We start from the raw sequence: 16,388 nt of genomic DNA, 5'->3' as shown, positions 1-16,388 counted from the left end.
AAATTCTTGCAAATTTTCTTTGTTTGCAATATTTGCATCATAATAGATTTTTTTGCAAGCGCAGGAGCCGATATGAACGATACGCCCGACATCAGCCGTCCGCGCCAGTCGGATATCGCCCAGCGCGCCGGGGTTTCCATCAGCACAGTCTCGCGTGTTCTCGCAGGGGAAAAAGGAATCAGCGCGTCGATCCAGACCAAGGTTCTGGGAGTTGCGGCGGAGCTCGGTTACCCCTTGCGACCGGCAACCAATCAGGCGGCGGGTGTGCAGCTAGAAGGCAAGACAATCCTCGCGCTCATGTCCGCGGAAAGGGCGACGGGCGATATTGGCGCGTTTTATCACGATATTTTCGATGTGCTGCGCAGCCTCGCCCAGACGGACGGTTTCGAACTCGACATCAGGCTATTGCACCAGAAGCAGATCGACGATTCCCTGATCCAGCGGGTCTGTGAGGTGGACGGCCTCCTGGCCATCGGGCTCGATCCCGAGGAGGAGATCATCCACCGCATCACGCAGGGCGTACTGCAACCTGTTCTTGTCAACAGTGCTGACCCCTCCATGATGCTCGATTGCGTTTCGCCGTCCAATTTTTACGGCGGCGCGCTGGCGGCCCGGCGGCTTCTGGAACTCGGCCATCGCAAGGTCGCCTATATTGGTCCGCATCATCGCCACACCATCAGGGAGCGCATGCGCGGCTTCCGCCATACGATCCTTGAGGAGAAAGGAACGACCTATGAGGAGTTCCTGCTTTCGACGGCAGATAGCGGCTTCGGGCAGGCGGGCGACGCGGTTCGCCAGCTGCTGGCCAAAAACCCTGAACTGACAGGCATTTTCTGTATGAATGACGCAATTGCCCTTGGCGCACTCGGGGCAGCGCAGGAGCTGGGCCTCGGCGTTCCCGACGATCTTTCCATCATCGGTTTCGATGACCTGCCCTTTGCCGAACTTTCCACCCCACGTCTCAGCACGATCCGGGTCGATCGCCGCGAAATTGCGCGCGAAGCGGTTGACCTGCTGCGGCGGCGCCTGACCGAGCCTTCCGCCAATGCCCGTCAGGTGCAACTTGGCGTGCAGCTGGTGGAAGGACAGACAGCCGGCAAGGCGAAAAAGACGGGAAAGGCGACACGCGATGCATGACACCATGAGCAGACCCCATATGGCGCGATTTAATCCGCTGCACGGCAATCCGCTCAAAAGCCGCGCCGATGTCCGGCGGGCGCTGGATGATAGCTTTGCGCCGCTTCTTCCCTATTTCTCGCAGGGTGGCGCAAGGGTGACGCTCAGCGGAGCGGCCGCGCACTTCGACCGGGCCGCGGCCGATCTGGAAGGCTTTGCCCGACCGCTCTGGGGCATCGCACCGCTTGCGCTGAGTGGCGATCGTTTCGACCATTGGCCGCTTCTCGCCCGGGGCATAGCCAACGGCACCGATCCTTCCCATCCTGAATACTGGGGTGATGTCCGCCAGAAGGATCAGCGGCTGGTGGAGCTCGCTGCAATCGGTTTTGCACTGCGGCTTGCGCCGCAGCATCTGTGGGAACCACTGTCCGATACACAGAAAGACAATGTGCGCCGCTATTTGCTGACCGCCCGTGAGCGCGGTTACGCCGATAATAACTGGAAGTTCTTTCGCATCATGGTCGACATGGCGCTGGATCATCTCGGTATCGAATTCGATCGCAGCCTGACCGAAACCTTCCAGAAGGAGCTCGACGATTTCTATATATCCGACGGCTGGTATCGCGACGGCAACTATCGCCGCATCGATCACTACATTGCCTTCGCCATGCATTTCTACGGGCTGATTTACGCGAAACTCAGCAAGCCTGATGACGCCTATGCCGAGCGTTACCGGCAGCGCGCACGGCTTTTCGCTGGCGATTTTGCCAGCTGGTTCGATGAGGATGGCGGAACCCTGGCTTTCGGCCGCTCCATGACCTACCGTTTTGCCTGTGGCGGTTTCTGGGCGGGCCTTGCCTTTGCCGACGAGGAGGCGCTGCCCTGGGGCGAGATCAAGGGCCTTTATCTGCAGCATCTGCGCTGGTGGGCCAAAAAGCCGATTGCCGATCGCGATGGCGCGCTCTCCATCGGCTACGCCTATCCGCAGCTCACCATGTCGGAAAGTTATAATTCGGCAGGTTCGCCCTATTGGGCTTTCAAGGCTTTCCTGCCGCTTGCCCTGCCGGAAAGTCATCCCTTCTGGCAGGCGGAGGAAAGGCTGCCCGAACCGTCCGCAAGCCCTAAGCCGCTTGTTCATCCCGGCATGGTGATGATGCGGACGAAAGGCAACGTCACGGCGCTCTCCAGCGGCCAGGAAAATCTCTCCATGCGCGGCGGGCCGGAAAAATACGCAAAATTCGCCTATTCCTCCCGCTACGGCTTCGGCGTGGAAGTGGACGAGCGTGGCTTCAAGACCAACGGTTTCGACAATATGCTGGCCTTTTCCGAGGACGGACTGCATTACCGCGTGCGCGAGACCAACGAGAAGGTTCTGCTGGCGGGAGCAAGCCTGCGGGCGACATGGAAGCCGTTTGCCGATGTCGCCGTTGAAACCACGCTGGTTGCGGCTGGCGACTGGCATATCAGACTGCACCGGATCACCTCTGCCCGCTCCCTTTGGGTTACGGAAGGTGGTTTTGCGATCAACCGCAACGATGGCGACCGCGACGCCGTGAGCGAAGAGGCCGGACGGGCGACGACGGATTGTGGCACTGACATATCGGCAATCATCGATCTCGGTTGGAACATAGACCGGCACGGCGTGGCGCTGAAGGCACTGCCCAATACAAATCTCATCAACGCCAAGACCACCGTGCCGCAATTGCGCGGCCAGATCGCCGCCGGCGAGAGCGTTCTGGTTTGCGCGGTCTTTGCCGGAGTGAGCGGCCCGGAAGGCGAGAAAGCAATGGCTTCGGTTCCAGCCATTCCCGACCTGGAGGCGCTTGATCGCCTCTTCGCGAGAGAGGGCGTGCCGGTCAGCAGCATGGCGGCCAGGGGAGAGCCGCAATGACGAGCCCGATTCCGCGTCTCAGCATAGCCATGGACCCGGAACGGACCGAGCATGTGCTGACATCGCAGGCGCTCGACAGGTTGTCAGAGAGGGTCGAGATTCTCGACACAGGCACAATCCGCGATTTCCACGATCCCGCGGTGAAAGAGCAGCTGGCGAAGACGGATATCCTCCTGACCGGCTGGGGCTGTCCGGATATCGGCGCGCAGGAACTGGCGCTGATGCCCCGCCTCAGGCTCATCTCCCATGCTGCCGGCACGGTAAAATATTTCCTGTCGCAAGCGGTGTTCGATCGGGGCGTTACGGTGTGCAGCGCCGCAGAGGCGAATGCGCAGCCGGTCGCAGAATTTTCTCTGGCGATGATCCTGCTGGCCGGCAAGCGGACCTTCGGCTTCAGGCGTCTTTATCTGGAGCATCGCGACCGAGCCCCGGTCGAGCGATTGCAGGCGCAGGCCATCGGCAATCTCGGCCTCACGGTCGGCATCGTCGGCGCGTCACGCATCGGACGTCGCGTCATTGGTCTATTGCAGCCCTTCGATCTCAATCTCATGCTTTTCGACCCGCTTCTCGGTGCTGCGGAAGCGGAAAAGCTCGGCGTCCGTCTTGCCTCGCTCGAAGAGCTGATGGCGGCGAGCGATGTCATTTCCCTGCATGCGCCCTCCCTGCCGCAGACGCGGCACATGATTGGCGCGGCAGCGCTTGCCCGCATGAAGGACGGCGCAACCCTGATCAACACGGCGCGCGGCGCACTTGTGGATGAAGACGCGCTTCTGGCCGAACTGAAAACCGGACGCATCGAAGCCGTCATCGACGTGACCGATCCCGAAGTGCCGCCGCCGGACTCACCCTTTTACAGCCTGCCGAACGTCTTCCTGACGCCGCATATTGCCGGCGCCACCGGTCTCGAACGGGCGAGGCTCGGCGACATGGCGATTGCCGAAATCGAACGCTTCTGCTGCGCGGTGCCTTTGCAGCAGCAGGTGCGGCCCGAACATCTGGACCTGATCGCGTGAGACCTTTCGAACCCGGCCTGTGCTCCGTCACCTTCCGCTCCCTGACGCCACAGGTCGTGATAGAGCTTGCGGCCAGCAATGGCATCAGGGCAATCGAATGGGGTGCGGATGTCCATGTCCCGCCGGGCGACCTCGAAAATGCGCGGCAGGTTGCTGCGCGGACGGCAGAAGCGGGCCTCTCCGTCTCGTCCTACGGCTCCTATATCTTCGCGCCGGATTTCACACCTGACGATGTGACCAGTGTGCTCGAAACCACAAGGGCGCTCGGCACACAGCATATCCGTATCTGGCCGGGGCAACGCAAACGTCCATCCGCCGATTACACACCCGCGGAACGCCGCGCGGCAACGGAAGCGCTGGCGACAATTGCTCACCGAGCGGAAGACTACGGCATGACGATCGGCCTCGAATATCACCCGAATTCGCTGACCGACGCCCTCCCCTCCGCCCAGCAGCTGGCGCAGGATTTGCCGATGCCCAACCTGTTCTTCTACTGGCAGCCCGCCCCGGGCCTGCCGCTGGAAGAGGCACTCGCGGAAATATCCGCGCTCGGCCCGCGCATCTGCCATCTGCATGTGTTCGCCTGGCTCGCCGACGCCAGCCGCCTGCCGCTTGCCGACCGCGCAGACTACTGGCGGGCGTGCATCGCGGCTTTGCCTGAGGGCGAATGGACGAGAACCGCCTATGCGATGCTGGAATTCGTCAGGGGTGATGACATCGGCCAGTTTGCGGAAGACGCGCTGACGCTTCGGAAGATTCTCGACAGGTCTTAGATCCCGCCTGCTCATCATAAATATCCTGCAGCCGAACTTGCCATAGTGAAAATTATGCACCATATTTATTGAGGATATGGGTGCTGGATGGGCAAGCTGGTTCAAATTGGAAACATGATCGTACGCGTGTATGCGAACGATCACCTGCCACCACATTTCCACATCATAACACCTGATGCGGATGCCCTTGTCCACATAGAAACTCTGGAAATCCTGCGTGGCAAACTATCCCGCAGGGCGGAGGCCGAAGCTTTGGCATGGGCGAAGGCCAATGGGAGCCTGATTGTTGAGGAGTGGAATCGCACTAACCCGCGTTTTCCTATTGCAGCTAAGGGAAGCAAGTCATGACACCACGCGTCAAAGCCATCCTGCCCACCCTGCCCAGCTCACTCACGATCGACTGGGCCGATGGCAGACGGTCAACCGCCAATCTGACGGGGTGGATCGCGACGGGAGGAGAGTTACTCGCTCCCCTCCGTTCAGCGGGTATCTGGGAGACTGCGAAAGTCACCGACTATGGCGCCAGCGTGGAATGGGAAGGCGATGATCTCGCAATCGACTCCTATCATCTTTACCAGATCGCCGAGGACCAGCGCGACTTTGACGTCGACGACCTGCGCAAATGGCAGGAGGACATCGGCCTTTCCAACAATGAGGCGGCGGATTTTCTTGGTGTGACCTTGAGGACATGGAACAACTACCGCGCTGGCACACCGGTAAGCCATGCCGTGAAGATGCTGCTACGAGCAAGCCAGCGCGACCCGCTTCTATTACATGCTCATTTCCGCCCCCGGCGGCCGGGACGTCCCAGGCATGCCGCATAAGACAGTTCCTCTGCGGCACTATATCCGCCGTCCATCCGCCCCGAACAGATGCGTCTTGCCCAGATCGAAGGCAAAGGGAATCGTTTCGCCGATGCGGATATGGCGCTGGCCATCGAGAAGCACGGTCGCTGGCTGGCCGTCGGGGGTGCTGGTGTAAACCACCGTCGAGCCGCCGAGATGTTCCACGAGCTGGATGGAAGCTTCACCGAGCGAGGATTGGGCCTGCGGGTTCACATGTTCCGGGCGCACACCGAAGGTGAGCGGTTCCCCCTGCTGAGCAGTGACCGGTTTTTCAAGCACGATGCGCTGTCCCGCCACTTCGATGGTGCGGTTGGAGGCGTCGCCTGAAGCCACTTTTGCGGAGAGGAAATTCATCTTCGGTGAGCCGATGAACCCCGCGACGAACTGGTTTGCGGGATTGTTGTAGAGATCGAGCGGGCGGCCGACCTGCATGATGCGGCCGTCGCGCAGCACGACGATCTTGTCGGCCATGGTCATGGCTTCCACCTGGTCATGCGTCACATAGATCATGGTGCTGCCGAGCGTCTGGTGCAGCTTGGCAATTTCGACGCGCATCTGCACGCGCAGTTCCGCATCGAGGTTGGAGAGCGGTTCGTCGAAGAGGAAGATTTTCGGCTCGCGCACGATGGCGCGACCGATGGCGACACGCTGGCGCTGGCCGCCGGAAAGTGCCTTCGGCTTGCGCTGCAACAACGGGCCGATCTGCAGGATATCGGCGGCCTTCTGCACCCGCGCCTCGACTTCCGGTTTTTTGTAGCCCGCCGTTTCCAGCCCGAAGGCAAGGTTCTTGTAGACACTCATATGCGGATAGAGCGCATAGGACTGGAAGACCATGGCGATGCCGCGCTTGGAGGCAGCGGTTTCGTTGACCCTCTCACCGTCGATACGCAGATCGCCTTCGGAGATTTCCTCAAGCCCGGCGATCATGCGCAGAAGCGTGGATTTTCCACAGCCCGAAGGGCCGACGAAGACGGTGAATTCGCCCGGCTCGATCTTGAGATCGATGCCGTGGATGACCGGAAAAGCGCCGAACCGCTTGACGATTTTTTCGAGCGTAATGCTGCTTGCCATGCTGTTTCTCCCGACTGTCGCGCCGTATGCAGGACGGCTGCGACAGTGTTGATTGTCTTAGAATACGTTCCCGATCCGGGATCCGTTCAGCGTTTCATTCCCGTCGTCGCGATGCCTTCAATCAGCAGCCGCTGGAAGAACAGGAAAAACAGGAAGACCGGCACCAGTGACAGGTTGGACATGGCGAAAAGCGAGGTCCAGTCCGAGCTGCCGGTGGAATCCACGAAGGACCTGAGACCAAGCTGCACGGTGTAGGTGTTGATGTCGTTCAGATAGATCAGCGGACCGAAGAAATCGTCCCAGGTCCAGATGAAGGAAAAGATGGCGGCCGTTGCCAGAACCGGCAGCGACAGGGGCAGCATGATCTTCCAGTAGATACGGAAGGGCGAGCAGCCATCCATGACAGCCGCTTCATCCAGCTCACGCGGAATACCGCGGAAGAACTGCACCATCAGGAAGATGAAGAAGGCGTCCGTCGCGAGATACTTCGGCACGATCAGCGGCAGGGATGTGTTCACCCAGCCCATTTCCAGAAACAGGATATATTGCGGGATGAGCACAACGTGATAGGGCAGCATCAAGGTGCCGAGCATCAGCGCGAACCAGAAATTGCGCCCGCCGAAGCGAAGCCTTGCAAAAGCGAACGCTGTGAGCGAGCAGCCGACCACGTTGCCGATGGTGGCCAGCACCGAAATGAAGAAGGAGTTCCAGAAGAACTGCCCAAAGCTCACCTGCAGCCCGGTCCAGCCTCTGATATAACCGCCGACATCCACCGCCGAGGGAATGAGCGAGGATGAGCCGAACAGCTCGTCCTGCGGCCGGAAGGAGCCTGAAATCATCCACAGGATCGGATAGAGCATCGCAAAGGAGGCGATGATCAGCGCCGTATGGAGCATCACCGATTTCAGCGGCGAGCGTTGCGGGCCTTGTCCCGGCCGGGGAGCGGTAACAGCGTCAGTCATCGTAATGCACCCAGTATTTTGCGCTGAGGAACGAGAAGGCCGTGAACAGCGAGATGATGATCACCAGGATCCAGGCAAGCGCCGAGGCATAACCCATGCGGAAGAAACCAAAGGCTTCCTGGTAAAGATAGAGCGTGTAGAACAGAGTCGAATTGATCGGCCCGCCGGTGCCCTCGGAAATGATGAAGGCCGGCGTGAAGGCCTTGAAGGCGTCGATCGTCTGGATCACGGCGTTGAAGAAGATGACGGGCGTCAGAAGCGGCAGCGTAATGCGGAAGAACTGCCGCACCTTGCTTGCGCCATCGATTTCGGCGGCCTCATACATGTCCTGCGGAATTTGCCTCAGACCTGCGAGGAAAATGATCATCGGCGAACCGAACTGCCAGACCGACAGGATGACCAGCGTGTAGATCGAATAATCCGGATTGGAAATCCAGCTCGGCCCTTCATAACCAAAGGCCTGCCAGAGTATTATGTTGACGAGACCGTCAGAGGCGAAAAGCTGACGCCAGAGAACGGCAATCGCGACGCTGGAGCCCAACAAGGACGGCAGATAGAAAATCGCCCGATAGAGGGTCAGGCCGCGGATGCCGCGGTTGAAGGCGAGCGCCACCAGCAGCGCGAAAATCAGCTTCAGCGGCACCGACAGCAGCACATAGGTGAAGGTGACCTGCATGGCTGCGGCAAACTTCGGGTCGGCCGTGGCGATGCGCACATAATTGGCCGCACCCACCCAGTCCGGCGACTGCAACAGGTCGTAGTTGGTGAAGGACAGATAAAGCGACGCAAGCGCCGGGCCCAGCGTAAGGCCGAAAAAGCCGATCAGCCAGGGCAGGAGAAACAGGTAGGCGTGAATGTTGCGGTCGAAGATCCGCTTCAGGCCGCCCCGTTTCGGGAGAGCCGCGCCACGGCTCTCCCCCACAAGAGTTTCAGATCGAAAGGCCATAAACCATCACTTCCGTTTGATAACGGTTTCGGATTCCTTGACGAGGCGGTCACCGCCTTCTTCCGGGGTGATCTTGCCGAAGCCGACTTCTTCCGCCGTGCGTTTCAGGACAAAGGCGAATTCCCCCGCACCCGGAGGTGGCGCCGGCGGCAGATCGCCGACGCCGGGTGTAATTTCGGCGATGTATTCCACCATGCTCTTGCTGACTTCATCGAGTTTCGGGGTCAGCGCGTTGCGCATGGATTCCGACGCCGGAACGCCGCGCTCCACGCCGAGAATATCGATGCCTTCCGGCTCGGCGACGAGGAAATTGATAAACCCGACGGCCTGTTCGATACCGGCACTGCCATTGGCGACGCTGATGAGCATGGAAGGTTTAAGGTAGTGGCCGGAAGGGCCGTCCTTCGTGCTCTTCGGATAGGAGCTGATGGCAAGTTTGGCCTTGTTGAGCTTCTGATACCCGACGAACTGGTTGGAATGGGCAAATGCGGTTGCCGCTTTGCCCGTCGTCAAAGGGTTGGTTTCGATATTGAGCTGGTCGAGCGCCTGCACATCGGCGGGCACGCAGGCACCACTCTTGCGCAGATCCGCCCAGAGCGTGAACCACTTGGTCGCGTCGGTCGGATCGAAGCCGATGCCGCCATCCTGCGTGTAGAGTGACTTGCCGTTCTGGCGCAGCCAGTTTTCAAAGCTCGGCTCCACGCCGCTCGCATCGGCTGTGGCGTAATAACCGGGCTTCGGCTTGTTCTTGCTGAGCTTGGCGGCATTTTCGGCAAACTCCTCCCAGGTCTGGCCGATGGCCGGCGGTGTCGCGCCGGATTTTTCCCAGGCCGCCCTGTCAAAGAAGACGGCGCTGGAATTGACCCCCAGATTGATGCCGTAAAGCTTGCCATCGACCCTGCCGGAATCGATGTTCATCTTGCCGAAATCCTCGATCTTCAAGCCCTTGCCGATGTAATCATCCAGCGGCGCCAGCGCGCCGCGCCGGCCATATTCGAAGATGTAACGATAATCCATCTGGATCAGATCGGGCGCATTGCGGCCCGCCACCTGCGTTGCAAGGCGGGGCCAATAATCGCTCCAGCCGGCGAATTCCCCGGCGATGTCGAGATCGGGCTTCACCTGCTTGTAGGCTGCTATCGCCTTGTTGGTGCGATCGGCACGCTCCTGCGACCCCCACCACAACATGCGAAGGCGCGCGGCCTGCGCCTGCGCCGAACCACCTCCCAATGCTGCAAGCGACAGGGCCGCAAGCCCTGCCGAAAGCACAGTTCTCCTCTGAAGCATCACGGGCATTGGCAACTCCTCCCTATTGACTGCCAATTGATGATGAACGCAAACGACACTTGCCGTTTTATAACTAATTGGTTACATGGGAACACCGATCGCAAACATTGTCAAGCGGGTGCCGAAATGGAAGAAACGACTAAGAACCAGCCGTCCGATCCGGGCCCCGATCCGGCCGTGGAGGAAACGGTGCCGCCAAAGCGCAAACGGGCCACAGCTCAGGTGCGAAACCCGGAAAGAACCCGCGCCGCCATTCTTGAAGCTGCCCGCCGCGAGGTGGCCGCCAAAGGGCTGGCGGGGGCCAGAATCGATGTCGTCGCCCGCCGCGCCGGGACCAACAAGAGGATGATCTACCATTACTTCGGCGACAAGGATGCGCTTTATCTCGCCGTTCTGGAAGACGCCTACCGCCATATCCGCCACACTGAAAGACGGCTTGATCTGGCCCGTAAGGCCCCGTCCGAGGGCTTGCGGGAACTTGCGCTTTTCACCTGGCACTACTTTCTCGACCACCCCGAATTCCTGAGCATCCTCGCCACGGAAAACCTCAATAAAGCCCGGTATCTCAGGCAATCACCGACGATCACAGCGATGCACTCAAATTTCATTTCCGAGCTTGAGGACGTGCTGCGGCGTGGCAGCGACGCCGGCGAATTCCGTGACGGCCTCGACCCGATCGACGTTTATCTGACCATCGCTTCGCTCGGCGCCTTCTACCTGTCGAACAGGTTCACCCTGTCAACGATCTTCCAGCGCGACCTGACAGACCCTGCCGAGCTGGAGCGATGGGGCCAGCACATCGTCGACACGTTGCTTGCTGCAGTGCGGCGGGTCTGAACGAGCCAAACCGGATTCCTGTTTAACTACAGCGATGACGCGCCATTCGCATCCGCGAAGCGTGTCATTTTCTTTTGCGGCGCAGCGAATAACTGCAAGGGCGAGCCTTCAAACCTCATCAATTTTTCCTGTCAAAAAACACCTTGACAGATCGTGTTCTTCGCGATCACAAATAACCAAATGGTTACAAATTACCATGTTTGACGGAAGCGGCCTTGCGGGAAAAGGTCGCCTTGGGAGGAAATTCATGAAACGTATCGGCGTCATCATGCACGGCATCACCGGCCGCATGGGTTACAACCAGCATCTCGTGCGCTCCGTTCTCGCCATTCGCGATCAGGGCGGCGTGCTTTTGAAGAACGGTGAAAGGGTGATGCTTGATCCCATTCTCGTCGGCCGCAACGGCGCGAAGATCGAGGAAATCGCCAAAAAGCATAATGTCGCGCGCTGGACGACCGATATTGATGCCGCTCTCGCCAACCCTGACGACACACTGTTCTTCGACGCTGGCACGACACAGATGCGTGGCAGCCTTTTGGAAAAAGCCATCAAGGCCGATAAGAACGTCTATTGCGAAAAACCGATTTCGGACACGATGGATGAGGCGCTGGCGATTGCCCGCCTGGCCGAAAGTGCGGGCATCAAGCACGGCGTGGTGCAGGACAAGCTGTTCCTGCCCGGCCTTCGCAAGCTCGCCATGCTGCGCGACAGCGGCTTCTTCGGCAAGATTCTCTCCGTGCGGGGCGAGTTCGGTTACTGGGTCTTCGAGGGCGACTGGCAGCCAGCGCAACGCCCCTCATGGAACTACCGCCTGAAGGATGGCGGCGGCATCATTCTCGATATGCTTTGCCACTGGCGTTATGTGCTCGACAATCTGTTCGGACCGGTGAAATCCGTGAGCTGCCTCGGCGCGACGCACATTCCGGAGCGTTTCGATGAACAGGGCAAAGCCTATAAGGCGGATGCGGACGACGCCGCCTACGCCACCTTCGAACTGGAGGGCGGAATTATCGCCCACATCAACTCTTCATGGGCGGTACGGGTGCGCCGTGACGATCTCGTCACCTTCCAGGTGGACGGCACTCACGGCTCGGCCGTCGCTGGCCTGACGAAGTGCTTCACCCAGCACCGCACCAACACGCCGAAGCCGGTATGGAACCCCGACCAGCCGCAGACCATCGACTTCTACAAGACCTGGCAGGAGGTGCCGGACAACGTCATTTATGACAACGGCTTCAAGGCACAGTGGGAAATGTTCATCCGCCACCTCGTCGATAACGACCCGTGGCCTTATGGCCTGATGGAAGGCGTGAAGGGCGTGCAGCTTGCCGAGCTGGGGCTGAAATCATGGAAGGAACGCCGCTGGCTCGACGTTCCCGCCCTTTCCTGAGGAGGCTGACATGAGTGAACTCAAGCTTCCGAAGGACGACCGCAGCATCGAGGTTTACAGATTATCCGGCACGCCGGTCGCGGTTGAAAAACGAAGTGCCGCCGATTTCAACCGCGTCGCTTTCGCAGCCGCCCACGTGGTGGCCGATCCGCTTGCCGACAACGACCCGTGGCTGACCCCCGCGATCGATTGGGACGCGACCTTGCGGTTCCGTCATCGCCTTTGGGACCTCGGCCTCGGGGTCGCGGAAGCGATGGACACGGCTCAGCGCGGCATGGGGCTGGCATGGCCGCAGGCCCAGGAGCTGATCTCCCGTTCGCTCAAGGAAGCCGCCAGCCGCAAGGATGCGCTGATTGCCTGCGGGGTGGGCACCGATCATCTGAACGGCAGCGGTTACGATCTGAACCAGATTGTCCACTCTTACCTCGAACAGCTTGATTTTGTTCAGGGAGAAGGCGGGCGCGTTATCCTGATGGCCAGCCGCGCGCTCGCCGCCGCCGCCCGTTCGCCCGATGATTACCTCAAGACCTACACCAGGGTGCTTTCCCGCGCCGAACAGAAAGTGGTGATCCACTGGCTGGGCGAAATGTTCGACCCGGCGCTCGAGGGCTACTGGGGTTCGGGCGACCATATGACCGCCATGGACACCTGCCTTGCCATGATCGAGGAGAATGCCGACAAGATCGACGGCATCAAGATTTCACTCCTCTCCAAGGAAAAGGAAATTGCCATGCGCCGCCGCCTGCCCGCTGGCGTGCGCATGTATACCGGCGACGATTTCAACTATGCCGAACTGATCGCCGGCGACGAGAAGGGCCATTCGGATGCGCTCCTCGGCATTTTCGACGCCATCGCGCCTGCTGCATCCAAGGCGCTGGCCAGCCTGAAGCGCGGTGCCGACAATGAGTTCTTCGATATTCTGGAGCCGACGGTGGCGCTTTCACGCCACATCTTCAAGGCGCCCACCCGCTTCTACAAGACCGGCGTGGTGTTCCTCGCCTATCTCAACGGATTGCAGGATCATTTCACCATGGTCGGCGGCCAGGAAAGCACCCGTTCCACGCAGCATTTCGCCGAGCTTTTCCGGCTGGCGGACAAGGCCAACGTGCTGGCTGAACCTGACCTGGCGACGCACCGGATGAAGGCATTTCTCGCCGTCCGGGGTATCAGCTGAAGCAGAACGAGGGAGGATAGAACATGAGCCTTGAAGGCCTTTCCATCAATTTCGCGACCGTGCGGCAAGGCGCAAATTTCGGTGCCATCGTGGATGCCTGCCTCGCCCATGGCATCACCACCATCTCACCGTGGCGCGAGCAGGTGAACGGTATCGGCCTTGCGGAAGCCGCCCGCATCGTTGAGCGGAACGGCCTGCGCCTGTCCGGTCATTGCCGCGGCGGTTTTTTCCCGGCTCCTGACGCTGAAGGCCGACGTCTCGCCATCGAGGACAATAAGCGCGCCGTCGATGAGGCCGCCGCCATGAAGGCCGACTGCCTTGTGCTTGTCGTGGGCGGCCTGCCCGCCGGTTCGCGCGATCTGAAAGGTGCGCGGCAGATGGTGGAGGACGGCATGGCAGAACTTCTTCCTTATGCGCGGGCTGCCGGCGTGCCGCTCGCCATTGAACCGCTGCATCCTTTCTATGCCGCGGACCGCGCCTGCATCAACACGCTGAAACAATCGCTCGACCTCTGTGACCGGCTGGGTGCCGGCACCGGCGTGGCCATCGATGTCTATCATGTCTGGTGGGACCCGGAACTGGAGGAGCAGGTGGCGCGGGCCGGCAGGAATGGCCAAATTCTTGCCCATCACATCTGCGACTGGCTGGTGCCAACCACTGACCCGCTCAACGATCGCGGCATGATGGGAGATGGTGTGATTGACCTCAAGGCATTTCGCGCCATGATCGAGGCTGCGGGCTTCCACGGCCCGCAGGAAGTGGAAATCTTTTCGCATCGCTGGCAGGCGCGCCCGGTGGACGAGGTCCTCGCCACCGTGGTCGAGCGTTTCAAGACTGTTTGTTGATAGATCCGGGAGAGAGACAATGCCTGAAAGGGTGAAACGCAAACGCTATGCGCTGGTCGGCACCGGCAATCGTGGCACCACCATGTGGGGCCGCGAATTGCTGGCCGGCTGGAGCGACTATGTCGAACTCGTCGGCATTTGCGACCTGAACCTGATGCGCGCCGAGCGCGCGCGCGCCATGATGGGATCGAGCGCCCCGCTTTACGACGATTTCGACCGGATGATGGAAGAGCAGCGCCCGGAGCTGGTGATCGTCTGCACGCCCGACGATACGCATGACGACATCATCATCCGCGCGCTGGAAGGCGGGGCAGACGTCATCAGCGAAAAGCCGATGACCACCACCCCCGAAAAGATTGACCGGATTCGCGCAGCCGAGGCCAAAAGCGGCCGCCGGGTCGATGTCTCCTTCAATTATCGCTTCTCTCCCACCGCCGCCCGCATCAAGGAACTGATCGACGAAGGCGCCATCGGCACCGTTACCTCGGTGGATTTCCACTGGTATCTCGATAACCAGCACGGCGCGGATTATTTCCGCCGGTGGCACGCCTTCACCGAACATTCCGGCAGCCTGTTCGTGCACAAGGCCACGCACCATTTCGACCTCCTTAACTGGTATCTCGACTCCGACCCCGTCGAGGTGAAGGGCTTCGGGCAATTGCTGCATTATGGCAAGAACGGCCCGTTCCGCGGAACGCGCTGTCGCACCTGTCCGCACAAGAATGAGTGTGATTATTTCATGGACCTCGGCGCCGATCCTTTCCTCGATGCGCTCTACGAGGACCCGTCGAGCATTGACGGATACATGCGTGATGCCTGCGTCTTCCGGGAGGACATCGACATTCCCGATACCATGAGCGCTTCGATCCGTTATGCCAGCGGCGTGCAGGTTTCCTATTCACTCAACACCTATATGCCGATAGAGGGTCACCACATCGCCTTCAACGGCCACAAGGGTCGCATCGAGATGCGCCAATATGAAAAGCAGCCCTGGACGGAGCCGCCGGCCGATGAAATCCTGCTGGTGAAGAGCTTCGGCGGCGGTGTTGAGCACATCTGGGTGCCGCATGAGCCGGGCGGCCATTATGGCGGCGACAACCGCATGCGCGACATGATCTTCAAGCCCGGCTCCAACGACCGGCTGCGGCAGCGGGCTGGTTCGCGCGCTGGCGCCATGTCGGTTCTGACAGGCGTGGCGGCACTGAAAAGTGCGCTGGAAGGCGGCTCCCAGCCGGTGAAATCCCTGCCCCTCTAGCTGCCTCAGCCCGTGGCGCCATCCGCCACGGGCAACCACCAAAAAGAACGGGCGATATTCCGCAGATTACGCACTCCTTCCATACCGATAAATTGATTGCCGGGGGAAGAAAGAGTGAGTCATGTCCAGTTTGCAATCCATCGTTCCGCTCATCATCATCGGCGTCAGCCTCGTCGTATTCTTCAAATGGGTGGGGCGCGACATGAATCGGGAAGAGAAGAAGCCGCGCTCCCGCCGCTGACCGATCACGCCCGCCCGCGCCCTTGCACGGTTACGGAACCTCGTCTTGCCGTCAGCGTTTCCCTGTCAGAAGGAGAACGCCATGACGCAAGAGCAAAAGACGAAAAACGACGACAACAGGGCTTCGAAGGCCAGCGACATTCCTCCTGCAGGCCCGCACGCCAAACCTTCTCTGACCGACCATGAAAAGACACCAGGCGCAGGAAGCCTGCCGGATGGCGACAGCAAGGACGTCACGCCTGGCGCCGGCTGATGACCATTTGCGCCGAAATATCATACATTTATTATATTTCGGCGCATTAACAGTAACTTAGCCCCCGAACCGTCGCGAAATACCTGTTTCTTCACGGTGGTCATTGCAAAATCGAAAATTGAGCTTATATTTGCCTTATCGACCATTGCTTGTGACGTCGTTCTGGAACAGACTGTTCCCCGTCGGATTTCCTCTCAAATAATCGATCTTATCCCGCAAGGTATCGCGGGAACCACAACGATTCTACGAAAGGAAATCGTTATGAACACTGGTACTGTAAAGTGGTTTAACGCCACCAAGGGCTTCGGCTTCATTCAGCCTGACAATGGCGGCACGGACGTTTTCGTCCACATTTCCGCTGTCGAGCGCGCTGGCATGCGTTCTCTGAACGACGGCCAGAAGATCAGCTACGAGATCGTCCAGGACCGTCGGTCCGGAAAGAGCTCTGCCGACAACCTTCAGGCAGCTTGATATTCGTCATTTTGGCACC

General features: G+C 59.8%; 17 protein-coding genes. 13 read left to right on the top strand and 4 right to left on the bottom strand.

What is annotated here, in order from left to right:
• Positions 1-72: 72 nt before the first annotated feature.
• The 6 genes from EGT36_RS26635 (at position 73) to EGT36_RS26610 (ending at position 5,617) form a co-directional block, all read left to right on the top strand.
• Entirely contained in the window at positions 73-1,137 is a 1,065-nt protein-coding gene (locus EGT36_RS26635; protein WP_022562628.1) for a LacI family DNA-binding transcriptional regulator, read from the top strand.
• Positions 1,130-3,007 (top strand): DUF2264 domain-containing protein, encoded by a 1,878-nt coding sequence (locus EGT36_RS26630; protein WP_125271383.1) that lies wholly within the window; start codon positions 1,130-1,132, stop codon positions 3,005-3,007. Before EGT36_RS26635 ends, EGT36_RS26630 begins: the two co-directional genes overlap by 8 nt.
• Complete coding sequence (locus tag EGT36_RS26625; RefSeq protein ID WP_034496587.1) at positions 3,004-4,020, top strand: hydroxyacid dehydrogenase; 1,017 nt, start codon at positions 3,004-3,006, stop codon at positions 4,018-4,020. Before EGT36_RS26630 ends, EGT36_RS26625 begins: the two co-directional genes overlap by 4 nt.
• A complete protein-coding gene (locus EGT36_RS26620) occupies positions 4,017-4,793 on the top strand; it encodes a sugar phosphate isomerase/epimerase family protein (RefSeq protein ID WP_006700538.1) in 777 nt (258 codons plus the stop codon). Before EGT36_RS26625 ends, EGT36_RS26620 begins: the two co-directional genes overlap by 4 nt.
• 87 nt (positions 4,794-4,880) lie before the next feature.
• Positions 4,881-5,141, top strand: coding sequence for a DUF4160 domain-containing protein (locus tag EGT36_RS26615; protein WP_006700539.1), 261 nt, complete (start codon positions 4,881-4,883; stop codon positions 5,139-5,141).
• The gene (locus EGT36_RS26610; RefSeq protein WP_006700540.1) at positions 5,138-5,617 is read left to right on the top strand and encodes a hypothetical protein; all 480 of its coding nucleotides are present in this window, start codon (positions 5,138-5,140) and stop codon (positions 5,615-5,617) included. The genes EGT36_RS26615 and EGT36_RS26610 overlap by 4 nt, the downstream gene beginning before the upstream one ends.
• A gap of 18 nt (positions 5,618-5,635) precedes the next feature.
• Here the strand turns inward: EGT36_RS26610 and EGT36_RS26605 are convergent, their stop codons facing one another.
• From EGT36_RS26605 to EGT36_RS26590, 4 genes are all read right to left on the bottom strand, one after another.
• The gene (locus tag EGT36_RS26605) at positions 5,636-6,709 is read right to left on the bottom strand and encodes an ABC transporter ATP-binding protein (RefSeq protein WP_037092651.1); all 1,074 of its coding nucleotides are present in this window, start codon (positions 6,707-6,709) and stop codon (positions 5,636-5,638) included.
• 86 nt (positions 6,710-6,795) lie between these two features.
• A complete protein-coding gene (locus tag EGT36_RS26600; protein WP_004444935.1) occupies positions 6,796-7,671 on the bottom strand; it encodes a carbohydrate ABC transporter permease in 876 nt (291 codons plus the stop codon).
• Positions 7,664-8,617: a carbohydrate ABC transporter permease gene (locus EGT36_RS26595; RefSeq protein ID WP_172965719.1), complete on the bottom strand. Its 954-nt coding sequence runs from the start codon at positions 8,615-8,617 to the stop codon at positions 7,664-7,666. Before EGT36_RS26595 ends, EGT36_RS26600 begins: the two co-directional genes overlap by 8 nt.
• Before the next feature lie 6 nt (positions 8,618-8,623).
• Entirely contained in the window at positions 8,624-9,913 is a 1,290-nt protein-coding gene (locus tag EGT36_RS26590) for an ABC transporter substrate-binding protein (protein ID WP_004444937.1), read from the bottom strand.
• 117 nt (positions 9,914-10,030) lie between these two features.
• On the opposite strand from EGT36_RS26590, the gene EGT36_RS26585 reads away from it, so the two are divergent.
• The 7 genes from EGT36_RS26585 (at position 10,031) to EGT36_RS26560 (ending at position 16,369) form a co-directional block, all read left to right on the top strand.
• A complete protein-coding gene (locus tag EGT36_RS26585; protein ID WP_125271382.1) occupies positions 10,031-10,741 on the top strand; it encodes a TetR/AcrR family transcriptional regulator in 711 nt (236 codons plus the stop codon).
• 247 nt (positions 10,742-10,988) lie between these two features.
• The gene (locus tag EGT36_RS26580; RefSeq protein WP_172965718.1) at positions 10,989-12,131 is read left to right on the top strand and encodes a Gfo/Idh/MocA family protein; all 1,143 of its coding nucleotides are present in this window, start codon (positions 10,989-10,991) and stop codon (positions 12,129-12,131) included.
• Positions 12,132-12,141: 10 nt separating this feature from the next.
• Positions 12,142-13,305, top strand: a complete 1,164-nt coding sequence (locus EGT36_RS26575) for a dihydrodipicolinate synthase family protein (RefSeq protein ID WP_022562635.1) — start codon at positions 12,142-12,144, stop codon at positions 13,303-13,305.
• Positions 13,306-13,328: 23 nt separating this feature from the next.
• Complete coding sequence (locus EGT36_RS26570; protein WP_004444942.1) at positions 13,329-14,150, top strand: sugar phosphate isomerase/epimerase family protein; 822 nt, start codon at positions 13,329-13,331, stop codon at positions 14,148-14,150.
• Between the two features lie 19 nt (positions 14,151-14,169).
• Positions 14,170-15,405, top strand: a complete 1,236-nt coding sequence (locus EGT36_RS26565; RefSeq protein ID WP_006700545.1) for a Gfo/Idh/MocA family protein — start codon at positions 14,170-14,172, stop codon at positions 15,403-15,405.
• A gap of 322 nt (positions 15,406-15,727) precedes the next feature.
• Positions 15,728-15,898, top strand: a complete 171-nt coding sequence (locus tag EGT36_RS30675; protein ID WP_022562637.1) for a hypothetical protein — start codon at positions 15,728-15,730, stop codon at positions 15,896-15,898.
• Positions 15,899-16,159: 261 nt separating this feature from the next.
• The gene (locus EGT36_RS26560) at positions 16,160-16,369 is read left to right on the top strand and encodes a cold-shock protein (protein WP_003508146.1); all 210 of its coding nucleotides are present in this window, start codon (positions 16,160-16,162) and stop codon (positions 16,367-16,369) included.
• The last annotated feature ends 19 nt before the right edge of the window (positions 16,370-16,388 follow it).

Origin of the sequence: Agrobacterium sp. FDAARGOS_525, assembly GCF_003938925.1 — a bacterium.
Taxonomy (GTDB): Bacteria; Pseudomonadota; Alphaproteobacteria; order Rhizobiales; family Rhizobiaceae; genus Agrobacterium; species Agrobacterium pusense.
Note: the sequence above shows the minus strand (reverse complement) of the source record. Positions and strands in the feature narration are given on the sequence as shown.

Bases quoted from the DNA above. Each gene is read 5' to 3' on its own strand.
- EGT36_RS26635 (WP_022562628.1), top strand. From the start codon at position 73: ATGAACGATACGCCCGACATCAGCCGTCCGCGCCAGTCGGATATCGCC.
- EGT36_RS26630 (WP_125271383.1), top strand. From the start codon at position 1,130: ATGCATGACACCATGAGCAGACCCCATATGGCGCGATTTAATCCGCTG.
- EGT36_RS26625 (WP_034496587.1), top strand. From the start codon at position 3,004: ATGACGAGCCCGATTCCGCGTCTCAGCATAGCCATGGACCCGGAACGG.
- EGT36_RS26615 (WP_006700539.1), top strand. From the start codon at position 4,881: ATGGGCAAGCTGGTTCAAATTGGAAACATGATCGTACGCGTGTATGCG.
- EGT36_RS26610 (WP_006700540.1), top strand. From the start codon at position 5,138: ATGACACCACGCGTCAAAGCCATCCTGCCCACCCTGCCCAGCTCACTC.
- EGT36_RS26605 (WP_037092651.1), bottom strand. From the start codon at position 6,709: ATGGCAAGCAGCATTACGCTCGAAAAAATCGTCAAGCGGTTCGGCGCT.
- EGT36_RS26600 (WP_004444935.1), bottom strand. From the start codon at position 7,671: ATGACTGACGCTGTTACCGCTCCCCGGCCGGGACAAGGCCCGCAACGC.
- EGT36_RS26595 (WP_172965719.1), bottom strand. From the start codon at position 8,617: ATGGCCTTTCGATCTGAAACTCTTGTGGGGGAGAGCCGTGGCGCGGCT.
- EGT36_RS26590 (WP_004444937.1), bottom strand. From the start codon at position 9,913: ATGCCCGTGATGCTTCAGAGGAGAACTGTGCTTTCGGCAGGGCTTGCG.
- EGT36_RS26585 (WP_125271382.1), top strand. From the start codon at position 10,031: ATGGAAGAAACGACTAAGAACCAGCCGTCCGATCCGGGCCCCGATCCG.
- EGT36_RS26580 (WP_172965718.1), top strand. From the start codon at position 10,989: ATGAAACGTATCGGCGTCATCATGCACGGCATCACCGGCCGCATGGGT.
- EGT36_RS26575 (WP_022562635.1), top strand. From the start codon at position 12,142: ATGAGTGAACTCAAGCTTCCGAAGGACGACCGCAGCATCGAGGTTTAC.
- EGT36_RS26570 (WP_004444942.1), top strand. From the start codon at position 13,329: ATGAGCCTTGAAGGCCTTTCCATCAATTTCGCGACCGTGCGGCAAGGC.
- EGT36_RS26565 (WP_006700545.1), top strand. From the start codon at position 14,170: ATGCCTGAAAGGGTGAAACGCAAACGCTATGCGCTGGTCGGCACCGGC.
- EGT36_RS30675 (WP_022562637.1), top strand. From the start codon at position 15,728: ATGACGCAAGAGCAAAAGACGAAAAACGACGACAACAGGGCTTCGAAG.
- EGT36_RS26560 (WP_003508146.1), top strand. From the start codon at position 16,160: ATGAACACTGGTACTGTAAAGTGGTTTAACGCCACCAAGGGCTTCGGC.